Below are 19,603 nucleotides of genomic sequence, written 5' to 3' on the forward strand. Positions count from 1 at the left end.
GTCATGCGGGAAAGCACCATTTTCCGGAACCAGTGGGTGGTCCTCGCGCTGCTTCTGCTGCTCTGCCTCGGCGTCGGGGCGCTCGGCGGCCTTGCCACGTCGAGCGCCATCGAGAGCTGGTACCGCACGCTCGCCAAGCCATCCTGGACCCCGCCCGACTGGCTGTTCGGACCGGTCTGGACACTGCTCTACATCATGATGGCGGTGGCGGCCTGGCTCGTCTGGAAGACGCGGGACCGCATCGGGCCGGCCATGGCGCTGTTCGCGGTCCAGCTGGCGCTGAACCTCGCCTGGTCCTTCCTGTTCTTCGGCGCGCGTTCACCGGGGCTCGCCTTCATCGAACTCGTGATGCTGTGGGTGGCCGTGCTCCTCACCATGCTCGCATTCTTCGGCAGGTCCACGGCGGCGGGCCTCCTGTTCGTTCCCTATCTCGCCTGGGTGAGCTTTGCAGGCGCGCTCAACTTCGCGATCTGGACCCTGAACTGAGGGTTGCTGTCGCGCCCCTCCCCCTTGGGCTAGACTGCGCCCCGGGAAAACGGAAGCGATGGCGAATGGCGAAGGTGTTCTTCACGGCCAATCTGCGCCGCCACGTCGACTGCGCCAGCATGGAGGCGGAGGGCGCGACCGTGCGCGATGTCCTCGCTCAGGTCTTCCGGGCGCAGGACCGCCTCGGCAGCTACGTGCTGGACGACCAGGGCGCGCTCCGCAAGCACATGACCATACTGGTGGACGGCCAGCGCATCCGCGACCTGGAGCGGCTGAGCGATGCCGTCCGCCCCTCGAGCGAGATCTGGGTGATGCAGGCCCTTTCGGGAGGATGAGACATGTCCGGACGCATGATGGTTTCAACCCGCAAGGGGCTTTTCGACGTGACGCGCAATGGCGGCGGCTGGCAGGTGTCGGGGGCTTCCTTTCTCGGCGACAATGTCACGCTGGCGCTGCATGACGCGCGCGACGGCGCCGACTATGCCGCCCTGAACCACGGCCATTTCGGCGTGAAGCTGCACCGGAGGGACAAAGGCGGCACGTGGCAGGAGATCGCCACCCCAGCCTATCCCGAAAAGCCCGAGGGCCTCGACGACCGGGACGGCTGGGGCCGCCCGGTGAAATGGACGACGCAGCTGATCTGGTCGCTCGAGGCCGGGAGCGCGGACGAGCCCGGCACGCTGTGGGCCGGCACCATGCCGGGCGGCCTGTTCCGGAGCCGCGACCGGGGGAACAGCTGGGAGATGATCCGGCCCCTGTGGGACATGCCAGAGCGCAACAAGTGGCTGGGCGGCGGCGCCGACATTCCCGGCATCCATTCGATCTGCGTCGACCCGCGCTCATCGAGGACGGTGCGCGTCGCCATCTCCTGCGGCGGCGTATGGGTGACGCATGACGGCGGCGAAACGTGGCGCCAGTCCGCCCATGGCATGCGCTTCGACGACGGGCCCGAAGGCGTGGCGGACGACCCGCACACCCAGGACCCGCACATGATGGTGCAGTGCCCCGCAGCACCCGAGCGCTTCTGGGTGCAGCATCATTGCGGCATCTGGAAATCGGTGGACGACGGCAAGAGCTGGCAGGAGGTGAAGGCCAGGCCCTCGAGTTTCGGCTTCGGCGTCGTCGTCCATCCCAATGACCCGGACACCGCCTGGTTCGTGCCCGGCATCAAGGACGAGAAGCGCTACCCCGTCGATGGCCGGCTGGTGGTGACCCGCACGCGCGACGGCGGCCGGAGCTTCGAGGTGCTCGCGAATGGGCTGCCGAAGCAACACGCCTATGACATCGTGTTCCGCCACGCGCTGGCGGGTGACGGCACGGGCGAAAGGCTGGGCTTCGGTTCGACGACCGGGAACCTCTGGGTGAGCGAGGACCAGGGCGATTCCTGGACGACGGTGAGCACATCGCTCCCGCCCATCCATGCGGTGCGGTTCGGGTGACGCGAAGGGCCGTCAATGGAAGTCCCGGCTCCTGGGGATCACCCTGACCTGCCGCGGATGCCGCGCCGGGGGCTGTTGCTGATGCGGGTCGGGGCCCGGGCGGACCACCTCATCCGCCCTGGCGAGCGGATTCTTGAGCAGGCTGCCATCCTCGGTGAGGAGCGCCAGCCATGAGGAGCGGTCCTCGATGGCGTTCGCCACCACGTGGATGATGTCGCCGGTGCGCTGCACGCGGCCCCGGATGAGCATGAGGCGGGCACCCATCACCACCGCGCGGTGGGTTTCCAGCACCTTGGGCCAGATCACCGCGTTCGCGACGGCGAACTCGTCCTCGAGCGTCAGGAACACCACACCCTTGGCCGAGCCCGGGCGCTGGCGCACCAGCACGACGCCCGCCACCGTCACCGCCGCGCCATTGCGCAGGCTCTTCAGCCGCGCATTGTCCGTCACCTCGCGTTCATTGCACAGCCCGCGCAGGAACTGCATGGGATGCGCCTTCAAGGACAGCTTCAGCGTCTGGTAGTCGTTCACCACATGCTCGGAGAGCGGCATCTCGGGGAGCAGCACCTCGGGTTCATCGCCCTGCTCGCGCGTCTCGGCGAAGGCGAAGAGCGGCAGCGCCCTCGACTTGGCCAGCGCCTTCACCTCCCACAGCGCGGCGCGCCGGTCGAGGCCGAGCGAGCGGAAGCAATCGGCGGCGGCGAGCTTCTCGAGCCCTGATACCGGAACGCCGAAGCCATGGAGCGCTGCGATCGAGAGGGGCTTTCCCCGGGCGCGATACTGCAGCAGCAGGGCCGCATCATCCGCCTTGAGGCCATCGACCTCGCGAAGCCCCAGCCGCACCGCCGCGCGCTGTCCGTGGGAAGGCTCTTCCAGCGATGAATCCCAGGCGGAGAAGCTCACATCCACCGGCCTCACCTCCACGCCGTGCTCGCGCGCGTCGCGCACGATCTGGGCCGGGGCATAAAATCCCATGGGCTGGGAATTGAGCAGCGCAGCGGCAAACACCTCCGGGTGATGGCACTTGAGCCAGGCCGAGACATAGACGAGATGCGCGAAGCTCGCGGCATGGCTCTCGGGGAAGCCGTATTCGCCGAAACCCTTGATCTGGTTGAAGCAGCGCGCGGCGAAGGCGGCGTCGTAGCCGCGCTCCACCATGCGGCTCACCATCTTCTGCTCGAGCCTTCCGATGGTGCCGCGGCGGCGGAAGGTGGCCATCGCCTTGCGCAGCTCGTTGAGTTCTCCGGCGGTGAATTCGGCGGCGACCATGGCGAGCTTCATCGCCTGTTCCTGGAACAGCGGCACGCCCCTGGTGCGGCCCAGCACCTGGCGCAATTCGTCGGGTGGCCCGAAATCGGGGTGGGGTGCGGGATAGTCCTCGGGCTCCAGCCCGTCGCGCCGCCTGAGGTAAGGGTGCACCATGTCGCCCTGGATGGGGCCAGGCCTGACGATCGCCACTTCGATCACCAGATCGTAGAAGCAGCGGGGCTTGAGCCGCGGCAGCATGTTCATCTGGGCCCGGCTCTCCACCTGGAACACGCCCACCGAATCCGCCCGGCACAGCATGTCGTAGACGGCGTCATCCTGGCGCGGCAGGCTGGCGAGGGAATGCTTGAGGCCGTACCAGGCTTCCATCATCTCGAAGCTCTTCTGGATGCAGGTGAGCATGCCGAGCGCCAGCACATCGACCTTCAGGATGCCCAGCGTGTCGATGTCGTCCTTGTCCCATTCGATGAAGGTGCGCTCCTCCATGGCGGCATTGCCGATGGGCACCGTCTCGTCGAGCCGGCCCTTGGTGAGCACGAATCCCCCCACATGCTGGGAGAGGTGGCGGGGAAAGCCCTGGATCTCGTCGGCGAGTTCGATCACCTTCGCAAGCAGCGGATCGTCGGGGTCGAGCCCCGCCTCCTTCAGGCGGCCATTGTGCATCTCCTCGCGCATCTGGCCCCATACGATGCCGGCGAGCGTGGCCGTCACATCCTCCGAAAGGCCCATCGCCTTTCCCACCTCGCGCATGGCGGAGCGGCCGCGGTAGGTGATGACGGTGGCGGCAAGCCCCGCCCGCTCGCGGCCATAGCGCGAATAGATGTACTGGATCACCTGCTCGCGCCGCTCATGCTCGAAATCGACGTCGATGTCGGGCGGCTCCTTGCGCTCCTCCGAGATGAAGCGCTCGAAGAGGAGATCGATTTCACCGGGATCGACCGCGGTGATGCCGATGACGTAGCACACTGTGGAATTGGCGGCCGAGCCCCTCCCCTGGCAGAGGATCGGCGGATCCTGGCAGCGGGCGAAATTGACGATGTCGTGCACGGTGAGGAAATAGGGCGCGTAGTTGAGCTTCTCGATCAGCGCCAGCTCCCTTGCGATATTCTCCTTCACCTTCGGCGGCACGCCCTGCGGATAGCGGGTCTTCGCGCCTTCCCAGGCGAGGTGCGCGAGATGGGCCTGCGGGGTGGAACCCTGCGGGATCGGCTCCTCGGGGTATTCGTATCTGAGCTCGTCGAGGGAGAAGCGGCAGGCCTTGGCGATGGCCAGCGTGTTGGCGATGGCCTGCGGGTGATCGCGGAACAGCCGCGCCATTTCATCAGGCGTCTTCAGATGGCGCTCGGCATTGGCCTCGAGCAGGTAGCCGGCCTCCGCCACCTCGACGCCTTCGCGGATCGCCGTCACCACGTCCTGCAGCACGCGGCGCGAGGGGTGATGGTAGAGCACGTCATTGGTGGCGAGAAGGCCCGTCCTGTGAGTGTGCGCGAATTCGGCGAGGCGGTTCAGCCGTTCCCGGTCATCGCCGCGGTAATGGTGGCTCACCGCCAGGTAGAGCGGCGCCTTGAGCCTCCGGCGGAGTTCGGGCAGGTGATCCGCACCTTCGGAGGCGAGCGCGAAGACGAGCCCCGCGGCATGGGCGAGAACGTCATCGAGCGTGATGAGGCACTGGCCCTTCTCGGCGCGCCGCTGGCCGAGGCTGAGGAGCCGGCAGAGCCCCCCATAGGCGGCGCGGTCCGTCGGATAGGCGAGAAGCGAGATCTCCGGCTGCTGAAGGTCGAGCCTCGCCCCCACGATGAAGGGAAGCTCCGCATCCTTCGCGGCCGCATGGGCGCGCACCACGCCGGCCAGCGTGTTGCGGTCGGTGACGGCGAGCGCGGCAATCCCGAGGTGCTTCGCCTGCATGGCGAGCTCCTCGGGGTGGGAGGCGCCGCGCAGGAAGGAGAAGTTGCTGGTGCACTGAAGCTCGGCGTAGGCGATGCTGCTCATGCGGACAATCCGTGTACGAACCATCTCGGCTGGTCCTCGCCCGGCTCGCCGTAAAGGCCTTCGCGGTAGAGCCAGTAGCGGCGGCCCTGCTCGTCCTCCACCACGTAATAGTCGCGCGGGCGCTCGCCCCCGGCGAGGCGCCACCATTCGGGCGCCACGCGCTCGGGCCCCTGGGCCTTCGCCACGCGCCTCGTGACGCGCCGCCAGGTGAGGCTCATGGGCGGGCCGTCCGGCACGGCGGCGATCACCTTGGCGGGCTCCGGCGCCTCGAAGACGAGGAGCGGCCGGGCGCCCGCCAGGAAGGGGGCGGGCGCGGGAGGAGGCTTCTGCGCCAGGGGCCTCGGCGTCTCGGCGCGTTCGGGAATATGGCTTTCGGCCTCCTCGAGCGAGAGGAACTGCGCTTCCTGCCGGTTTGCCACGCGGTCGTTCAGCTGTTCCAAGGCCAGCGTGCTCTCGTCGGCGAGGAAGCCGTGCTGCTGGATCTTCGCCTCCGCCGTCTCGCGCGCCTCGAGCGTCATGGCGTCGATGCCGAAGCCAGCGTCCACCGCCTCGAGCTTGGGCTTCAGCACGCGCAGCATGTGGCCGGGGTCATGGGTGGGCACGGAAAAGCCGGCGGGCAGGTTGGCGCGCGAACCGTCGGCCCGGAAGAGCTTGAGGATCAGGCGCAGGGCGCCCTTGCCCTGCCGCTCGAGATCGCGGCAGAGCAGGTTGACGAGGCCCGCCAGCACCGCCTCCAGCCCCTCGGCATGGATGACGGGCTCCATCAGCGCGCGGTGCGCCATGAAGGAGGTGGGCGGGTTCAGGGGGTTCAGCGGCTCCTCGCGCTGGCCCATCATCTCGTCGAGCCGCATCAGCACGTTCTCGCCGATGCTCTCGCCACGGAAGCGGCGGGCAAGTGCGGCGCGCGGGATGGCGAGCAGCGAACCCACCGTCTTGAGGCCGAGGCGGCGGAGCGTCTTCACCGCCGTGCCGTCGATCCGCAGCGCCTCGACGGGGAGGCCCTGGAGATCCTTTGCATCATAGCGGGCGAGCGCCCAGGCGGCGCCGATCGTGGCGGCCTGGCCGATCCGCGCGCTGAAGCCATATTGCGCCAGGCGCGCGCGGATCTCCGCCATCATGCGCGCCTCGCCGCCGAAGAGATGGGGAACGCCCGAGGCATCGAACAGGATGCCATCCGGCGGATCGGGCGCCACCCAGGGGCTGTAGCGCTCCATCCAGCGGCAAAGCCCCAGCAGGCTGTTCATGTCCTCCTCAGGTTCATGCGGCTCCGAGAGGAGATCGGGCAGCTGGGCGCGCGCGTCCGAAAGCCGCATGCCGCGCATGAGCCCGAACTCGCGCGCCGCGGCATTGACCGCCACGAGGCGCAGGCCCGACTTGCTGCGCTCAACCAGCGCGAAGGGCAGGCCCCGGGGCGGCGGCTTCCGTCCCGCCTTGATCCGTCCCCGGATGAAGCGTTCGACGGGAAAATCCGGGAACCAGAGAGAAACGAGACTGCGCATGATGCCATTCCAGAATCCAGGCGCCGGGGCGGCCGCCCCGGACGCGGGTGAGTTCGATGCTCCAGCAGGGCAGGCCGGGCGCCTGCGCGTCATGCGGCGGGCTCACGGAGGGGACGGTGCCCGCCGTCCAGCGCGTGTGGCTGGCGGTGGCGGCGGGCTCCGCCCTGGCGAAGGTGAGGATGGCCGCACACTTGCCTGCCTTTGCCGCCAGCGACAGGCGGCGGGTGACGGTGAGATCGGCATGGGCGGCATCGGCATCGCCGATGACGGCGGCGACCGCACCCGATTTCAGCGCCTCCTCCATGGTCCACAGGAGGCTGGCGGGTTTCCGGAGCGTCGCCGTCACGAAGCGGTGGCGGGGAAGCCCCAGCCGGGCGAGGCCATGGCCATAGAGCCTGCCATGCTCGCGCTCATGGGCGGCGAGCCGGCACCACAGCAGCGGGCGGCGTTCCTCCGGGTCAGCCAGGCGGCGGAGCGCCAGCGCCAGGGCGAAGCCCATGGCGGCAGGCTGGTCGCCATGGGCGCGCGGCGACACGTCGTGAAGACCCGAACGCTGCAGCCCCTGGGCCGGCAGGTGCCGGTCGATCGGGTCGAGGCCGATGAGCCAGGGGGCGCTCTTCGCCCGCTGCCGCTCGAACTGCCCCCGGCCCTGCTCGAGCCTGGTGATGTGCGCCCGCAAACCCGCAAGCAGCGAGGCCAGATCCTCCTCGCCCCGACGGAAAGGGGTCACGCCGGCGCAAGTTTCCCCGCTCCGCGCAACATGTGCCGGTCCCATACGCATGATACTAATGATCCAGAATGTTCCTATTTTGTTCCATAGAGCGGGCGCAGAGTCAAGCGCGCAGAATCTCTGGTTGCCGCGGGCTGCAGGCCCAGAGGCTCAGAGCTTCACGAGGAGCTTGCCGAAATTCCGCCCTTCGAGCAGGCCGATGAAGGCGGGAACGGCGTTCTCCAGGCCTTCCACCACGTCCTCCCGGTATTTCACCCGGCCGGAGGCCACCCAGGCCCCCATGTCGCGCAGGAACTCCTTCTCCCGCGCCTCGAAATCCGAGACGATGAAGCCTTCGATGCGCAGGCGCTTGCGCAGCACGTCGTGCATCAGTTGCGGAACGCCGGGCCCCTCCCCGCCGCCCGGCGGAAGCCCGTTGTACTGCGCGATCAGCCCGCAGACCGGCACCCGCGCGAACTGCCGGAGCAGCGGGAAGGCGAGCGCCCAGACCCGCCCGCCGACATTCTCGAAATAGATGTCGACGCCTTCCGGGCAGGCCTCCTTCAGCCTTGCGGCGAAATCGGGCGCCCGATGGTCGAGCGCCACGTCGAAGCCCAAGTCCTCGCGCACGTGGCGCGTCTTCTCCGGCCCGCCGGCAATCCCCACCACGCGGCAGCCCTTGATCCTGCCGATCTGCCCCACGGCGGAGCCGACCGCGCCGCTCGCCGCGGCGACGAGCAGGGTCTCGCCGGGCCTCGGGGCGCCGATCTCGAGCAGGCCCACATAGGCCGTCATCCCCGGCATGCCGAGAACGCCGAGGGCGGTCGACACCGGCGCCACGGCCGGGTCGAGCTTGCGCAGGCCATCGCCGTGCGAATGGGGGAAACTCTGCCAGCCGGTATAGCCCAGCACGATGTCCCCCACGCTGAACCCCGGATGGCGGGAGAAGATCACCTCGCTCACCGCGTCTCCCCGCATCACCTCGCCGGGGTTGAGCGGGGTCACATAGGAAGGGCCCTCGTCCATCATGCCGCGCATGTAGGGATCGAGCGAAATGAACAGCGTCCTGAGCCGCAGGCCGGTTTCAGGCGCAAGCGGCTCCTCCACCTCCTCGAGCCGGAAATTCCCCGGCACCGGCGCGCCGGCTGGACGCGACGCCATCACGATCCGCCGGTTCCGAATCTCCTGGCCCATGAAACATCCCCTGCCTCGCCTTCACCCGCGACTATATGAGGCACCCCACATGACGGCCAGAGCCGCCATGATCGCACACAAGGACCAAAAATTTCGATGCAGAGACGCCGCTTCATCATCGGCCTGGCGGGACTCACAGCCTCCACCGCCCCGGCCCGCAGCCATTCCTATGCGCAAGGGGGCATTGCCATCGGCCATGCCTGGGCGCTTCCTGCCCAAGGCAGCGAAGGCCAGGCCTTCCTCCCCATGATCAACAACGGCCCGACGGCCGACGAACTCGTCGGGGCGCGATCATCCGTCTGTACACAGATCGAACTTCGGCGGAACAACCGCTACGATGATCCGCCGCTCAGTTCATTCGTTCTGCAGCCCGGCAAACCGCTGGCTTTGAGACCCACTGCGCGGCATCTCCGCCTCATGGGTCTCAAAGGGCCGCTTCTCCCCGACCAGCGCTTCACCATCATCCTGGATTTCCAGCAGGCGGGGGAAGCCGAGATCGAGTTTCACGTCGAGACGGCGCCAGGCGACTGAGGCTAGACGAGTTCCGGCAGAATTGCCTTTTCCTCGGCCTTCTCGGCGATCGGAAGCTTCACCGGCTCGACGGGCACCAGCTCCATGGTGACGCCGACGGGCAGCTGCTGCAGCGACAGCTCGACGCCGTTCGCGAAGCGCACGCCATCGCGGTAGACGCCCGAGTCGAGGCGGATGAACGTCGCCTCCTCACGCTCGGCAAGGCCGTGGCGCGCGGCGAGCTCGGCCGGAATGTCGGCGATGGCGAGCTTGGTGTCGCATGCCAGGCACACCGCGGTTCCGGGCTGCCCAGGAGCGGCCAGTCCCATCGACCCGCTCGGGAACCGGGTCATCACGTAGCGCTCACCCTCACGGGCGGGACGCGAGCTATACATTTCCAATGAGTAGTCACACATAGCTTCCTCCTGAAGCAGCCGCTTCAATGCCAACCAGCCCAGTGTTGCCACCCGTTCTAATGCAACTCGCGCGCCTTCCGTTCCCTCGGTTTTGAATGTGACCTCATCGAAGGCCGCGGAGCCCTCCTCCCGCTGTTCCTCATCATCTGCCTGTCCGGACCGGCCCCACAAAAAAATGCCCGTGCCGAGCACGGGCATGATGAAGGCGTGACCTCCCCAAGGGGACGAGCGGGCGGGCTCCAGGGCGGTCTAAAGATCTCCCGTCACGCACTTCCTGGCCAGGGCCTTGTACTGCTTTTCGGTGAACTGGATCGGGTTGGCGCCCGCGGTCGGATCCTTCACCGCCATCGCCGCCACCTCGTCGAGCCGCTTGGTGTCGATGCCGATGTCCTTCAGCGCATGCGGGATGCCGATCTCCTTCCGCAGCGCCAGGATCCACTTGAGAAAGCCGTTGAAGCCCCCCTTGATGCCGAGATAGGCGGCGGCGCGCTCGATGTCCTTTTCGATCTTGCGGCGGTTGGCCTTCACCACATAGGGCATGATGATGCCGTTCAACAGGCCGTGATGCGCATCGTAGAGGCCGCCGAACGGGTGCGAGATGGCGTGGACGGCGCCGAGGCCCCGCTGGAACGCGGTGGCGCCCATGGCGGAGGCGACGAGCATGTTGCCGCGGGCGTCAAGGTCCTTGCCCTTCTTCACCGCCCTGGCGAGGTTCTCCTTCACGAGGCGCATGCCCTCGAGCGCCACGCCCGCCGACCAGGGATGATAGAAGGGCGCGCAATAGGCCTCGAGATTGTGCGCGAGCGCGTCCATGCCGGTGGCGGCGGTGAGCTTGGGCGGCAGGCCGACCGTGAGTTCGGGATCGAGTATCGCCACCTTCGGCATGATCGCGGGGTGGAAGATGATCTTCTTTTCATGCGTGATCGGATGCGTGACGACTCCGGCGCGGCCCACTTCGGAGCCCGTGCCCGCCGTGGTGGGCACGGCGATGATGGGCGCGATCACCGAGGCGTCCGCGCGCGTCCACCAGTCGCCGATGTCCTCGAGCTCGAAGACCGAGATGTTCTGGGAATGCATCAGCGCAACGAGCTTTCCCGTGTCGAGGCCGGAGCCGCCGCCGAGCGCCACGACGCCGTCATGCCTGCCGTCCTTGAAGACCTGGCAGCCGGCGAGCACGTTCTCCTCAACCGGGTTCGGGCGCACATCGGCAAAGAGGCCGGCCTTCAGCCCCGCCTTCTTGAGGTCCGCCATGATGTCCGCAACCATCGGCATGGCGGCGAGACCCTTGTCGGTAACGACCAGCGGGCGGCTGATGCCGTTCGCCCGGCAATGCTCGGCGAGCTCCCGGATGCGGCCGGCGCCGAACTTGATGGCAGTGGGGTAGTTGATGTTGCGGTTCGGAATGGCCATGGCGTTTTCTCCTGCTGCCGTCTGAAACTCTTAGCCCCTTATGCGGCGTCATCCCGGCGAAGGCCGGGATCCAGCTGTGGGCGCCTGAAGCTGGTCCCCGGCCTTCGCCGGGGTGACGCCCTCGAAGAACGTCAATATCTCTCGAAACCGCGCTTCAGCTCGAGGTCCGTGACGCGGCGGTCGAATTCGAACTGCTCCCAGTTCGCGGTGTGGACGTAGTGGTCCACCACCTCGTCACCCATCACGGAGCGCAGGAAGGCGGACTCGTCCAGCAGCTTCGTGGCGTCGCGCAGCGTCTTGGGGATCTCGCGCAGCTTGCGCGAGGTGTCGTAGATGTCGCCCGAGACGACAGGCTCGAGCTCCATCTTCTTCTCGATGCCATGAAGGCCCGCCGCGATCAGCGCGGCGAAGGCGACGTAGGGGTTGAGGTCCGCGCCGCCGACGCGGCATTCGACGCGCACCGCCTTGGAGTCGGCCCCGCAGATGCGGAAGCCCGCCGTGCGGTTGTCGAAGCTCCACACGGCGCGGGTGGGGGCGAAGGTGCCGGCCATGAAGCGCTTGTAGGAATTGATGTAGGGCGCCAGGAAATAGGTGATCTCGCCCGCATGGGCGAGCTGGCCCGCGAGATAATGCTTCATCATCGCCGACATGCCGTGCTCCGCACCCTTCTCGAAGAACAGCGGCGCGCCATCCTTCGTCCACAGGGACTGGTGGATGTGGGAGGAGTTGCCCGCCATGCCATAGTCCCACTTCGCCATGAAGGAGACGGCCTTGCCGAGGGCATAGGCGATCTCCTTGGCGCCGTTCTTGATGATGGCGTGGCGGTCGGCCATCTCCAGGGCCTCGGCGTACTTGACGTTGATCTCCTCCTGGCCGGGGCCCCACTCGCCCTTGGAGTTCTCCACCGGGATGCCCGCGCCGGCGAGCCCGTTGCGCAGGGCGCGCATGTAGACCTCCTCCTTCGAGGTCTGCAGCACGGAATAGTCCTCGATGTAGTAGGCGGCGGTCTTGAGGTTGCGGTAGCCCTTCTGGTTCGCCACCTCGTAGCTGTCGTCGAACAGGAAGAACTCGAGCTCCGAGGCCATGTAGGCCTTCATTCCCATGTCGTCGAGCCGCTTCAGCTGCTTCCTCAGCATGGCGCGCGGGGAATGCGGCACGTCCTCGTGGGTGTGATGGTCCAGCACGTCGCAGAGGACGAGCGCCGTTCCGGGGAGCCAGGGCGTCCTGCGCAGGGTGGCGAGATCGGGCTTCAGCACGAAATCGCCATAGCCCTTCTCCCAGCTCGTCGCCTTGTAGCCCGGCACCGGCTCCATCTCGATGTCGACGCCGAGGAGGTAGTTGCAGGCGTGCGTCTCCTCGTGGCCGCCATCGACGAAATATCCTGCGTGGAACCGCTTGCCGACGAGCCGGCCCTGCAGGTCCACCATGGCCGCCACCACCGTGTCGATCTTTCCCGCGGCCACTTCGGCCTTCAGCTGCTCGAGGCTCAGCATGCCCTCATTCATGTCGTTTCCCCTGTCCCTTATGTGGTTGCGGCCTGGATGAGCGGCACGGAGAGCCGCTGGGCCCATTCGTCCTGCCCGCGCTCTGCAGCGACGAGATCGTTCCTGATCTCGATCATGGCGTGCCTGAGGCCGCGCGCGAAGCCATGCATGTTGAGCGTATGGAGCACGCCGTCCTTCGGGCCGTAGGGCTCGTTGAGGCGCGCATCGATGTTGGGAAAGCTCTTGATGAGCCTCGAAGAGAGCGATGTGTCCCGGTCGTGCAGGATGCCGAGCTCGACGCTGCGTGCCTTGCCCTTGTAGACGGGGGTGAAGGAGTGGATCGACACGACGATGGCCCGCATGCCGGAAGCCGCCCGCCTGTCCAGCAAGGCCGAGACGCCGTCATGGAAGGGCCGGTAGATTTCGCGGATGCGTGAGTGCCTGTCCTCCGGCGAAAGCCTGCGGTTGCCGGGAATGGCGGTGGTCTCGCTCACCTCGGGTATGGCGTCCGGCGACTCGGGCGGGCGGTTGCAGTCGTAGGCCAGCCGCGAATAGCGCTGCAGCAGGAGCGGCGCATCCATGAGGCGCGAGAGGAGGCGCGCCACCTTCTCCGCGCCGATGTCCCAGGCGATGTGGCGGGAGAGTTCGGCCTCGGCCAGGCCCAGATTGCCGAGACGCCTCGGGAGCAGGCGGGAGGCGTGCTCGCAGATCAGCACATAGGGTGAACGTCCGCCCTCGTTCACGGCGATGAACGGGTTTTCCTCGTCGTCTTGGAGCAGGGCTCCCATTCAGAAAATCTCCGGGGCCGAAATGGCGGGGTTGAAGCGATGATTTCAGATTGTACCAGAGCTGTCAAATTCGTTACACTGGCACGCGAGACAGGAGAACCCGCCATGCCGCCGCAGCGCGCGACGACCGTTGCCGAGAGATTGCGCCTGATGTCGGGGGAGCTCACCGCCGCCGAGCGGAAGCTGATGGCCGCCCTCTTCGCCAACTACCCGATGGCCGGGCTCGGCAGCATCTCCGACTTCGCCCGCGAGGCGGAGGTTTCGACCCCCTCGGTGCTGCGGCTCGCCAAGAAGCTGGGCTTCACCGGCTTTCCCGCCTTCCAGGACGATCTCCGGGCGGAACTCTCCGCACAGCTGCAGAACCCCATCGCCAAGCATGACCGCTGGTCGGCGGAAGCGCCCGACACCCACATCCTCAACCGCTTCGCCACGGCTGCGATGGAGAACCTCTCCGGCTCCCTCAAGCTGATGGACCACCGCGCCTTCGACGCCGTCGTGGCGCTGCTGGCGGACAGGAAGCGGAAGATCCACATCGCCGGCGGGCGCATCACCGGGGCGATCGCCGGCTACCTCGCCATCCACCTGCAGATGGCGCGGCCGGGGGTGAGCCTCGTTCCCGCCACCCAGTCCTTCTGGCCGCAATACCTGCTCGACATCGGCAAGCAGGACGTGATCGTGTTCTTCGATATCCGCCGCTATGACGCGCGCATGCTCGAATTTGCCGCTTCCGCCAGAGAGCGGGGGGCCAAGGTCGTGCTCATTACCGACCAGTGGATTTCCCCGATCGCGAGACTTGCCGTGCACTCACTTCCCCTCCGCATCGAAGCCCCCTCGAGCTGGGACTCGAACATCGTGCCGCTGTTCGTGGCCGAGGCTCTCGTAGCGGCAACCGTCAACGCCTCCTGGCGCGAGACGGAGGCCCGCATCGCCGAACTCGAATCTCTGTCGGATTCAGGACGGCGCGGCAAATGAACACCGAGAGCTTCGACTTCGTCATCGTCGGCGCGGGCTCGGCCGGATGCGCCATGGCCTACCGCCTTTCCGAAGACGGGAAGAACAGCGTCTGCGTGCTGGAATACGGCGGAAGCGACCGCGGCCCCTTCATCCAGATGCCCTCCGCCCTCTCCTACCCCATGAACATGAGCCTCTATAACTGGGGCTTCGAATCGGAGCCGGAGCCGGGGCTCGGCGGCAGGCGGCTTGCCACGCCGCGCGGCAAGGTGGTGGGCGGCTCCTCCTCGATCAACGGCATGGTCTATGTGCGCGGCCATGCCAGGGACTTCGACACCTGGGAGGAGATGGGGGCAAAGGGCTGGGGCTTCCGCCACGTGCTGCCCTATTTCAAGCGCCTCGAGACCAGCCATGGCGGCGAGGAAGGCTGGCGCGGCACGTCGGGGCCCATGCACGTGCGGCGGGGGCCGCGCTCGAACCCGCTCTACCGGGCCTTCGTCGAGGCCGGCCGGGAGGCGGGATATCCCATCACCGAGGATTACAACGGCCGCCAGCAGGAGGGCTTCGGCCCCATGGAAATGACGGTGCACAAGGGCGTGCGCTGGTCGGCGGCCAATGCCTATCTGAAGCCCGCCCTCAAGCGCGGCAACGTGACGCTCGTGACGCGCGCCCTCGCCCACCGGGTGCTGCTCGAGGGGCGGCGCGCGGTTGGCGTCGAGTACGAGCGCGGAGGCGAACGCCACCAGGTGAAGGCCAGGCGCGAGGTGATCGTCGCCGCCTCCACCATCAATTCGCCGAAGCTGCTGCAGGCCTCCGGCATCGGCTCGCCTGAGGTGCTGAAGGCGGCGGGGATCGAGGTCGTTCACGCGCTTCCCGGCGTGGGCGAGAACCTGCAGGACCACCTCGAGATCTATTTCCAGGTGCGCTCCAAGGAACCGGTGACGCTCTATTCCAAGCTCAACTGGTTCTCCAAGGGGCTGATCGGCGCGGAGTGGCTGTTCTTCAAGACGGGGCTCGGCACCACCAACCACTTCGAGTCCTGCGGCTTCATCCGTTCTGCCGCGGGCATCGAGTACCCGGACATCCAGTATCATTTCCTGCCTGCCGCGATGCGCTACGACGGGCGGACCGCATTCCCCGGCCACGGCTTCCAGGTGCATGTGGGGCCGATGCGCGCCAAGTCACGCGGTTTCGTCCGTGTCAGGAACAATGACCCGCGCGAGGCGCCGCGGATTCTCTTCAACTATCTTACTCACCCGGAAGACCTGCCGGAATGGCGCCGGGCCGTGCGCCTCACCCGCGAACTCTTCCAGCAGCCCGCCATGCAGCGCTACGCGGCGGAGGAAATCCAACCGGGGGCAAAGGTCCAGAGCGACGACGAGATCGACGCCTTCATCCGCGAGCACTGCGAGAGCGCCTACCACCCCTGCGGCACCTGCAAGATGGGATCGGCCGGAGACCCGATGGCGGTCGTCGACCACGAATGCCGCGTGATCGGCATCGAGGCCCTGCGGGTGGCGGATTCCTCCATCATGCCGCAGGTGACCAACGGCAATCTCAACGCGCCCACCCTGATGATCGGCGAGAAGGCGAGCGACCACATCCTGGGCCGCGATCCCCTGCCGCCCTCCAACCAGGAACCCTGGATCAACCCGGCCTGGAAGGTGAGCCAGAGGTAGGACGCTCTCCCTCTCCCGTTCTCCCAAGGGAGGTACGGGAATTTAATCCTTGACTTTTATTCCTATCCGTTCTAGATGCCGGTCAGCCGTGCCTGCTGCTGATTGACATCGTGAAACGACTTACGGACTGCTTCTCAGGTCCGTCATTCCGGCGAAAACCGGAACCCGGCTTCGGGCGCCCGGAGTTGGACCCCGGCGGCCGCCGGGATGACGGATTGAGGGCTGTCTCCGCCCCTACTTCCCCGCCTCTTCGAGATAGATCTCGCGCAGCTTGCGAACCACCGGGCCCGGCTGGCCGCCGCCGATCCGGTGGCCGTCCACTTCCACGATGGGCATGACGAATTGCGAGGCGGAGGTGAGGAAGGCCTCGTCGGCGCCATAGGCCTCCTCCGGCGTGAAGGCGCGTTCCTCGATCTCGATGCCGTATTCGCTGGCGAGGCGCAGCAGGGCGCGACGGGTGCAGCCGGCGAGGATCTCGTTCGAAAGGCCGCGGGTGACCACCTTGCCGCCCTTCACGATATAGGCGTTGGAGGAGGTCCCCTCGGTGACGCGGCCGTTCTCCACCATCCAGGCCTCCTGGCAGCCCTTCTCGTAGGCCTCCTGCTTTCCCAGGGATGGCGCGAGGAGCATCACGGTCTTGATGTCGCGCCTGGCCCAACGGAGATCGGGCGTGGTGATCACCTTGATGCCCGTCACCGCGTTCGGGTTGTTCACGAGGTTCATCGTCTGGGTGAAGGCGACGAGCGTGGGCTTCACGGCTTCCTTCGGGAAGTTGAAGCTGCGGTCGGCGGCGCCACGCGTCACCTGCATGTAGATGATGCCTTCCTCGAGCCGGTTGCGGCGGATCAACTCGAGGTGCATAGCGTCGAGTTCGGCCCTGGTGCAGGGCCAGCCCATGCGCAGTTCCTGCAAGGAGCGCGCGAGCCGCTGCATGTGGGAGTCATGATCGACCAGCCTGCCCTTCACCACCGCCGTCACCTCGTAGACCCCGTCGGCGAACAGGAAGCCGCGATCGAAGATGGAGATTTTTCCTTCCGACTCAGGGAGATACTCGCCGTTCACGTAGACGGTGCGGACCATGCGACCAGGCTCCTTCATGCTGCAGCGCTTCTAAACACGATTCCAACCGGCGAATCCATGGGGGTTGTGGCGACCCCCGCGGGCGGCTAGGAGATGGCCAACGTCAACGGCCAAGAAGGACATCATGCCGCCTCCCATTCCGGAAGCCTCGATAAAGGCCATGCTGGCCCGCGAAGAAGCCCTCTTCACCCAGCGCAACCCCGCTTCGAAGCAGCTCTCCGAGGAGGCCGGCCGCAATTGGCTGAAGGGCGTTCCAATGCACTGGATGGTGGATTGGGGAACGCCGTTTCCGCTGTTCGTGGCCAAGGCGCAGGGCGTGGACGTGACGGATGCCGACGGCAACCGCTACATCGACTTCTGCCTCGGCGACACCGGCGCGATGTTCGGCCATTCGCCTCCCGCCGTGGTGGAGGCCCTGCGCCGGGAGGGTGCGAACGGCTTCACCACCATGATGCCCTCGCCCGACGCGGCGACCGTCGGAAAGCTGCTCGAGGACAGGTTCGGACTTCCCTGCTGGCAGGTTACGGCGACGGCTTCGGATGCCAACCGCGCGGTGATCAAGTGGTGCCGCGCCATTTCGGGCCGCAGCAAGATCCTCGTGTTCAACCACTGCTACCATGGCGCGGTGGACGACACCTACGTGACGATCGACGGCGGCGCGCCACATGCGGACCCCGCGCTCATCGGCGAGGTGCGCGACCTCACGCAGTTCACCAGGGTCGTCGAGTTCAACGACGTCCCGGCGCTCGAGAAGGCGCTTGCCGGGGGCGACGTCGCCTGCGTTCTCGCCGAGCCGGTGATGACCAATGTCGGCATGGTTCTCCCCGAGGAGGGCTATCACGCGGCACTGCGCGAGATCACGCGGAGGACGGGCACGCTGCTCGTCATGGACGAGACTCACTGCATGTCTTCCGGGCCCGGCGGCTACACGCGGGCACACCGCCTCGAGCCTGACGCCATGGTTCTCGGCAAGCCCATCGCCGGCGGCATTCCCGCGGCCGTCTACGGCTTCACGCAGGACGTGAGCGACCGCATCCGCACCTTTCTCGAGACGCGGACGCCAGGCCATTCGGGAATCGGCACGACGCTGTCGGGCTCCAAGATCCAGCTGGCGCTGATGCGCGCCGTGCTCGAGAGCTACTTCACCGAGGAGGCGTTCGGCCCCCTCGAGGCGCTGGCAAGGCGCCTCGAAAAGGGCATTGCCGACGTCATCATCAAACATGGCGTGGGCTGGCACGTCGTCCGGGTGGGCGCGCGCGTGGAATTCATGTGCACGCCGGCGCGCCCGAAGAACGGCGGCGAGGCCGCGAAGATGATCCACCAGCCGATCGACGTGGCGGTGCATCACTATCTCCTGAACCGCGGGGTGATCGTCACCCCATTCCACAACATGATGCTCATCTGCCCGGCGACGACCGAGGCGCATGTGGAGCAGCTCGTCGAAGGACTCGACCGCTGCCTTTCCGAACTGATGAGCTGAACCGGAGCAACCGAACATGACCCTCGTATTCCCCCGCCGCGAAGCCGAAGCGCAGGCGTTCCTCGACCAGAACCCCGACATCGAAAGCGTGCATGTGGTGTGGACCGACCTGTGCGGCGTGGCGCGCGGCAAGGTGCTGCGCCGCGACGAGGTGGTGCCCGCCTGGAAGGATGGCCGCTTCATGCCGATCTCGGCACTCGTGCTCGACGTGACCGGGCAGGACGTGCCGGAGACGGGCCTCGTCTTCGACGAAGGCGACCGCGACATGCTGATGTGGCCGGTGCCGGGGAGCATGGTGCGCGTGCCGTGGGCCGGGGCGCCCACCGCGCAGTACATCGCCGCCATCCACGATCTCGACGGCACGCCGCACTACGCCGACCCGCGCAACGCGCTGGAGAAGATCGTGCGGCGCTTCCAGTCCGAGCTGAAGATGACGCCGGTCGGCGCCGTCGAGCTCGAGTTCTTCCTCATGGACCGGGCCTCCGCGCTCGCCGGAAAGCCGATCGCGCCGCGCGCCCAGATCAACGAGGCACGCCCGCAACACTACCAGGCCTATTATCTTCAGGATACGGAGGATTTCGCGCCCTTCTTCAAGGACCTTTACGCCATGTGCGAGGTCCAGGGCCTTCCCGCCAAGACGCTGATCTCGGAATACGCGCCGGGCCAGATGGAGATCGTGCTCCGCCACCGCGCCGACGTGCTGAAGGCCTGCGACGAGGGCATCATGCTGAAGCGCCTCATCAAGAACGCGGCGGAAAAGCACGGGCTTGCCGCCACCTTCATGGCCAAGCCCTATTCCGGCTGGACCGGATCCGGCATGCACATCCACGTCTCGCTTGCGGACGAGGACGGCAACAACCTCTTCGCGGCGGAAGACCCCACCCAGAACGAGCTCCTCATGCATGCGATCGGCGGGCTCAAGGCGGCCATGGCGGAATCGATGCTGATCTTCGCGCCCAACGCCAATTCCTACCGGCGCTTCCGGCGCAATTCCTATGCGCCGGTCTCGGCATCCTGGGGGATCAACAACCGCACCGTTTCGCTGCGCATTCCCGCGGGGCCTGCCAAGGCCTGCCACATCGAGCACCGGCCTTCGGGGGCGGACGCCAACCCCTACCTGGTGATGGCGGCGATCCTCGCCGGGATTCATTACGGCATCACCGAGAAGTCCGAGCCCGGCAATCCGGTGAACGGCAACAACTACGAGCGCCACGCCAAGTACA

At 67.0% G+C, this 19,603-nt stretch carries 17 protein-coding genes; 8 read left to right on the plus strand and 9 right to left on the minus strand.

Translation table 11 applies throughout. The features are described from left to right. Positions 1-3 precede the first annotated feature (3 nt). The 3 genes from ACK4HL_RS12785 to ACK4HL_RS12795 all read left to right on the plus strand — a co-directional run bounded on the left by ACK4HL_RS12785 (position 4) and on the right by ACK4HL_RS12795 (position 1,925). Positions 4-486, plus strand: coding sequence for a TspO/MBR family protein (locus tag ACK4HL_RS12785; protein ID WP_409760880.1), 483 nt, complete (start codon positions 4-6; stop codon positions 484-486). Positions 487-551: 65 nt separating this feature from the next. Beyond that, complete coding sequence (locus ACK4HL_RS12790) at positions 552-821, plus strand: MoaD/ThiS family protein (RefSeq protein WP_409760882.1); 270 nt, start codon at positions 552-554, stop codon at positions 819-821. Positions 822-824: 3 nt separating this feature from the next. Beyond that, a complete protein-coding gene (locus ACK4HL_RS12795; protein WP_409760884.1) occupies positions 825-1,925 on the plus strand; it encodes a WD40/YVTN/BNR-like repeat-containing protein in 1,101 nt (366 codons plus the stop codon). 12 nt (positions 1,926-1,937) lie between these two features. On the opposite strand, the gene ACK4HL_RS12800 is transcribed toward ACK4HL_RS12795, so the two are convergent. The 4 genes from ACK4HL_RS12800 to ACK4HL_RS12815 all read right to left on the minus strand — a co-directional run bounded on the left by ACK4HL_RS12800 (position 1,938) and on the right by ACK4HL_RS12815 (position 8,582). Further along, a complete protein-coding gene (locus ACK4HL_RS12800; RefSeq protein ID WP_409760886.1) occupies positions 1,938-5,180 on the minus strand; it encodes an error-prone DNA polymerase in 3,243 nt (1,080 codons plus the stop codon). Continuing rightward, positions 5,177-6,679 (minus strand): Y-family DNA polymerase, encoded by a 1,503-nt coding sequence (locus ACK4HL_RS12805; RefSeq protein ID WP_409760888.1) that lies wholly within the window; start codon positions 6,677-6,679, stop codon positions 5,177-5,179. The genes ACK4HL_RS12800 and ACK4HL_RS12805 overlap by 4 nt, the downstream gene beginning before the upstream one ends. After that, on the minus strand, positions 6,564-7,409 hold the full coding sequence (locus tag ACK4HL_RS12810; RefSeq protein WP_409760890.1) for an ImuA family protein: 846 nt from the start codon (positions 7,407-7,409) through the stop codon (positions 6,564-6,566). The genes ACK4HL_RS12805 and ACK4HL_RS12810 overlap by 116 nt, the downstream gene beginning before the upstream one ends. Before the next feature lie 150 nt (positions 7,410-7,559). Further along, positions 7,560-8,582: an NADP-dependent oxidoreductase gene (locus tag ACK4HL_RS12815; RefSeq protein ID WP_409760892.1), complete on the minus strand. Its 1,023-nt coding sequence runs from the start codon at positions 8,580-8,582 to the stop codon at positions 7,560-7,562. A 96-nt stretch (positions 8,583-8,678) separates the two neighbouring features. On the opposite strand from ACK4HL_RS12815, the gene ACK4HL_RS12820 reads away from it, so the two are divergent. Then, positions 8,679-9,113, plus strand: coding sequence for a copper chaperone PCu(A)C (locus ACK4HL_RS12820; protein WP_409760894.1), 435 nt, complete (start codon positions 8,679-8,681; stop codon positions 9,111-9,113). 2 nt (positions 9,114-9,115) lie between these two features. Here ACK4HL_RS12820 and ACK4HL_RS12825 read toward each other — a convergent pair whose 3' ends face one another. The 4 genes from ACK4HL_RS12825 to ACK4HL_RS12840 all read right to left on the minus strand — a co-directional run bounded on the left by ACK4HL_RS12825 (position 9,116) and on the right by ACK4HL_RS12840 (position 13,190). Continuing rightward, the gene (locus ACK4HL_RS12825; RefSeq protein WP_409760896.1) at positions 9,116-9,706 is read right to left on the minus strand and encodes a hypothetical protein; all 591 of its coding nucleotides are present in this window, start codon (positions 9,704-9,706) and stop codon (positions 9,116-9,118) included. Positions 9,707-9,757: 51 nt separating this feature from the next. Further along, complete coding sequence (locus tag ACK4HL_RS12830; RefSeq protein WP_409760898.1) at positions 9,758-10,918, minus strand: iron-containing alcohol dehydrogenase; 1,161 nt, start codon at positions 10,916-10,918, stop codon at positions 9,758-9,760. A gap of 131 nt (positions 10,919-11,049) precedes the next feature. Continuing rightward, positions 11,050-12,423 (minus strand): glutamine synthetase family protein, encoded by a 1,374-nt coding sequence (locus ACK4HL_RS12835; RefSeq protein WP_409760900.1) that lies wholly within the window; start codon positions 12,421-12,423, stop codon positions 11,050-11,052. Positions 12,424-12,440: 17 nt separating this feature from the next. Next, positions 12,441-13,190 (minus strand): N-formylglutamate amidohydrolase, encoded by a 750-nt coding sequence (locus ACK4HL_RS12840; protein WP_409760902.1) that lies wholly within the window; start codon positions 13,188-13,190, stop codon positions 12,441-12,443. A gap of 105 nt (positions 13,191-13,295) precedes the next feature. On the opposite strand from ACK4HL_RS12840, the gene ACK4HL_RS12845 reads away from it, so the two are divergent. Together ACK4HL_RS12845 and betA are read left to right on the plus strand one after the other, a co-directional pair. Next, entirely contained in the window at positions 13,296-14,162 is an 867-nt protein-coding gene (locus tag ACK4HL_RS12845) for a MurR/RpiR family transcriptional regulator (RefSeq protein WP_409760904.1), read from the plus strand. Beyond that, complete coding sequence (gene betA, locus ACK4HL_RS12850; RefSeq protein ID WP_409760906.1) at positions 14,159-15,820, plus strand: choline dehydrogenase; 1,662 nt, start codon at positions 14,159-14,161, stop codon at positions 15,818-15,820. Before ACK4HL_RS12845 ends, betA begins: the two co-directional genes overlap by 4 nt. Positions 15,821-16,054: 234 nt before the next feature. Here betA and ACK4HL_RS12855 read toward each other — a convergent pair whose 3' ends face one another. Next, on the minus strand, positions 16,055-16,900 hold the full coding sequence (locus ACK4HL_RS12855; protein WP_409760908.1) for a D-amino-acid transaminase: 846 nt from the start codon (positions 16,898-16,900) through the stop codon (positions 16,055-16,057). A 124-nt stretch (positions 16,901-17,024) separates the two neighbouring features. Here ACK4HL_RS12855 and ACK4HL_RS12860 point away from each other — a divergent pair, with 124 nt between their 5' ends. Both ACK4HL_RS12860 and ACK4HL_RS12865 read left to right on the plus strand, forming a co-directional pair. Next, positions 17,025-18,380 (plus strand): aspartate aminotransferase family protein, encoded by a 1,356-nt coding sequence (locus ACK4HL_RS12860; protein WP_409760910.1) that lies wholly within the window; start codon positions 17,025-17,027, stop codon positions 18,378-18,380. Between the two features lie 16 nt (positions 18,381-18,396). Continuing rightward, positions 18,397-19,603 (plus strand): glutamine synthetase family protein (locus ACK4HL_RS12865; protein WP_409760912.1); only part of this gene is annotated, 1,207 nt, incomplete at its 3' end.

The sequence above is a fragment of the Aestuariivirga sp. genome (assembly GCF_046294715.1).
Taxonomy (GTDB): domain Bacteria; phylum Pseudomonadota; class Alphaproteobacteria; order Rhizobiales; family Aestuariivirgaceae; genus Aestuariivirga.

Excerpts from the sequence above, each read along its gene's own strand:
- ACK4HL_RS12835 (WP_409760900.1), bottom strand. The coding sequence starts at position 12,423 with ATGAATGAGGGCATGCTGAGCCTCGAGCAGCTGAAGGCCGAAGTGGCC.
- ACK4HL_RS12785 (WP_409760880.1), top strand. The coding sequence starts at position 4 with ATGCGGGAAAGCACCATTTTCCGGAACCAGTGGGTGGTCCTCGCGCTG.
- ACK4HL_RS12860 (WP_409760910.1), top strand. The coding sequence starts at position 17,025 with ATGCCGCCTCCCATTCCGGAAGCCTCGATAAAGGCCATGCTGGCCCGC.
- ACK4HL_RS12795 (WP_409760884.1), top strand. The coding sequence starts at position 825 with ATGTCCGGACGCATGATGGTTTCAACCCGCAAGGGGCTTTTCGACGTG.
- ACK4HL_RS12815 (WP_409760892.1), bottom strand. The coding sequence starts at position 8,582 with ATGGGCCAGGAGATTCGGAACCGGCGGATCGTGATGGCGTCGCGTCCA.
- ACK4HL_RS12820 (WP_409760894.1), top strand. The coding sequence starts at position 8,679 with ATGCAGAGACGCCGCTTCATCATCGGCCTGGCGGGACTCACAGCCTCC.
- ACK4HL_RS12845 (WP_409760904.1), top strand. The coding sequence starts at position 13,296 with ATGCCGCCGCAGCGCGCGACGACCGTTGCCGAGAGATTGCGCCTGATG.
- ACK4HL_RS12790 (WP_409760882.1), top strand. The coding sequence starts at position 552 with ATGGCGAAGGTGTTCTTCACGGCCAATCTGCGCCGCCACGTCGACTGC.
- ACK4HL_RS12825 (WP_409760896.1), bottom strand. The coding sequence starts at position 9,706 with ATGCCCGTGCTCGGCACGGGCATTTTTTTGTGGGGCCGGTCCGGACAG.
- ACK4HL_RS12830 (WP_409760898.1), bottom strand. The coding sequence starts at position 10,918 with ATGGCCATTCCGAACCGCAACATCAACTACCCCACTGCCATCAAGTTC.
- betA (WP_409760906.1), top strand. The coding sequence starts at position 14,159 with ATGAACACCGAGAGCTTCGACTTCGTCATCGTCGGCGCGGGCTCGGCC.
- ACK4HL_RS12855 (WP_409760908.1), bottom strand. The coding sequence starts at position 16,900 with ATGGTCCGCACCGTCTACGTGAACGGCGAGTATCTCCCTGAGTCGGAA.
- ACK4HL_RS12840 (WP_409760902.1), bottom strand. The coding sequence starts at position 13,190 with ATGGGAGCCCTGCTCCAAGACGACGAGGAAAACCCGTTCATCGCCGTG.
- ACK4HL_RS12800 (WP_409760886.1), bottom strand. The coding sequence starts at position 5,180 with ATGAGCAGCATCGCCTACGCCGAGCTTCAGTGCACCAGCAACTTCTCC.
- ACK4HL_RS12805 (WP_409760888.1), bottom strand. The coding sequence starts at position 6,679 with ATGCGCAGTCTCGTTTCTCTCTGGTTCCCGGATTTTCCCGTCGAACGC.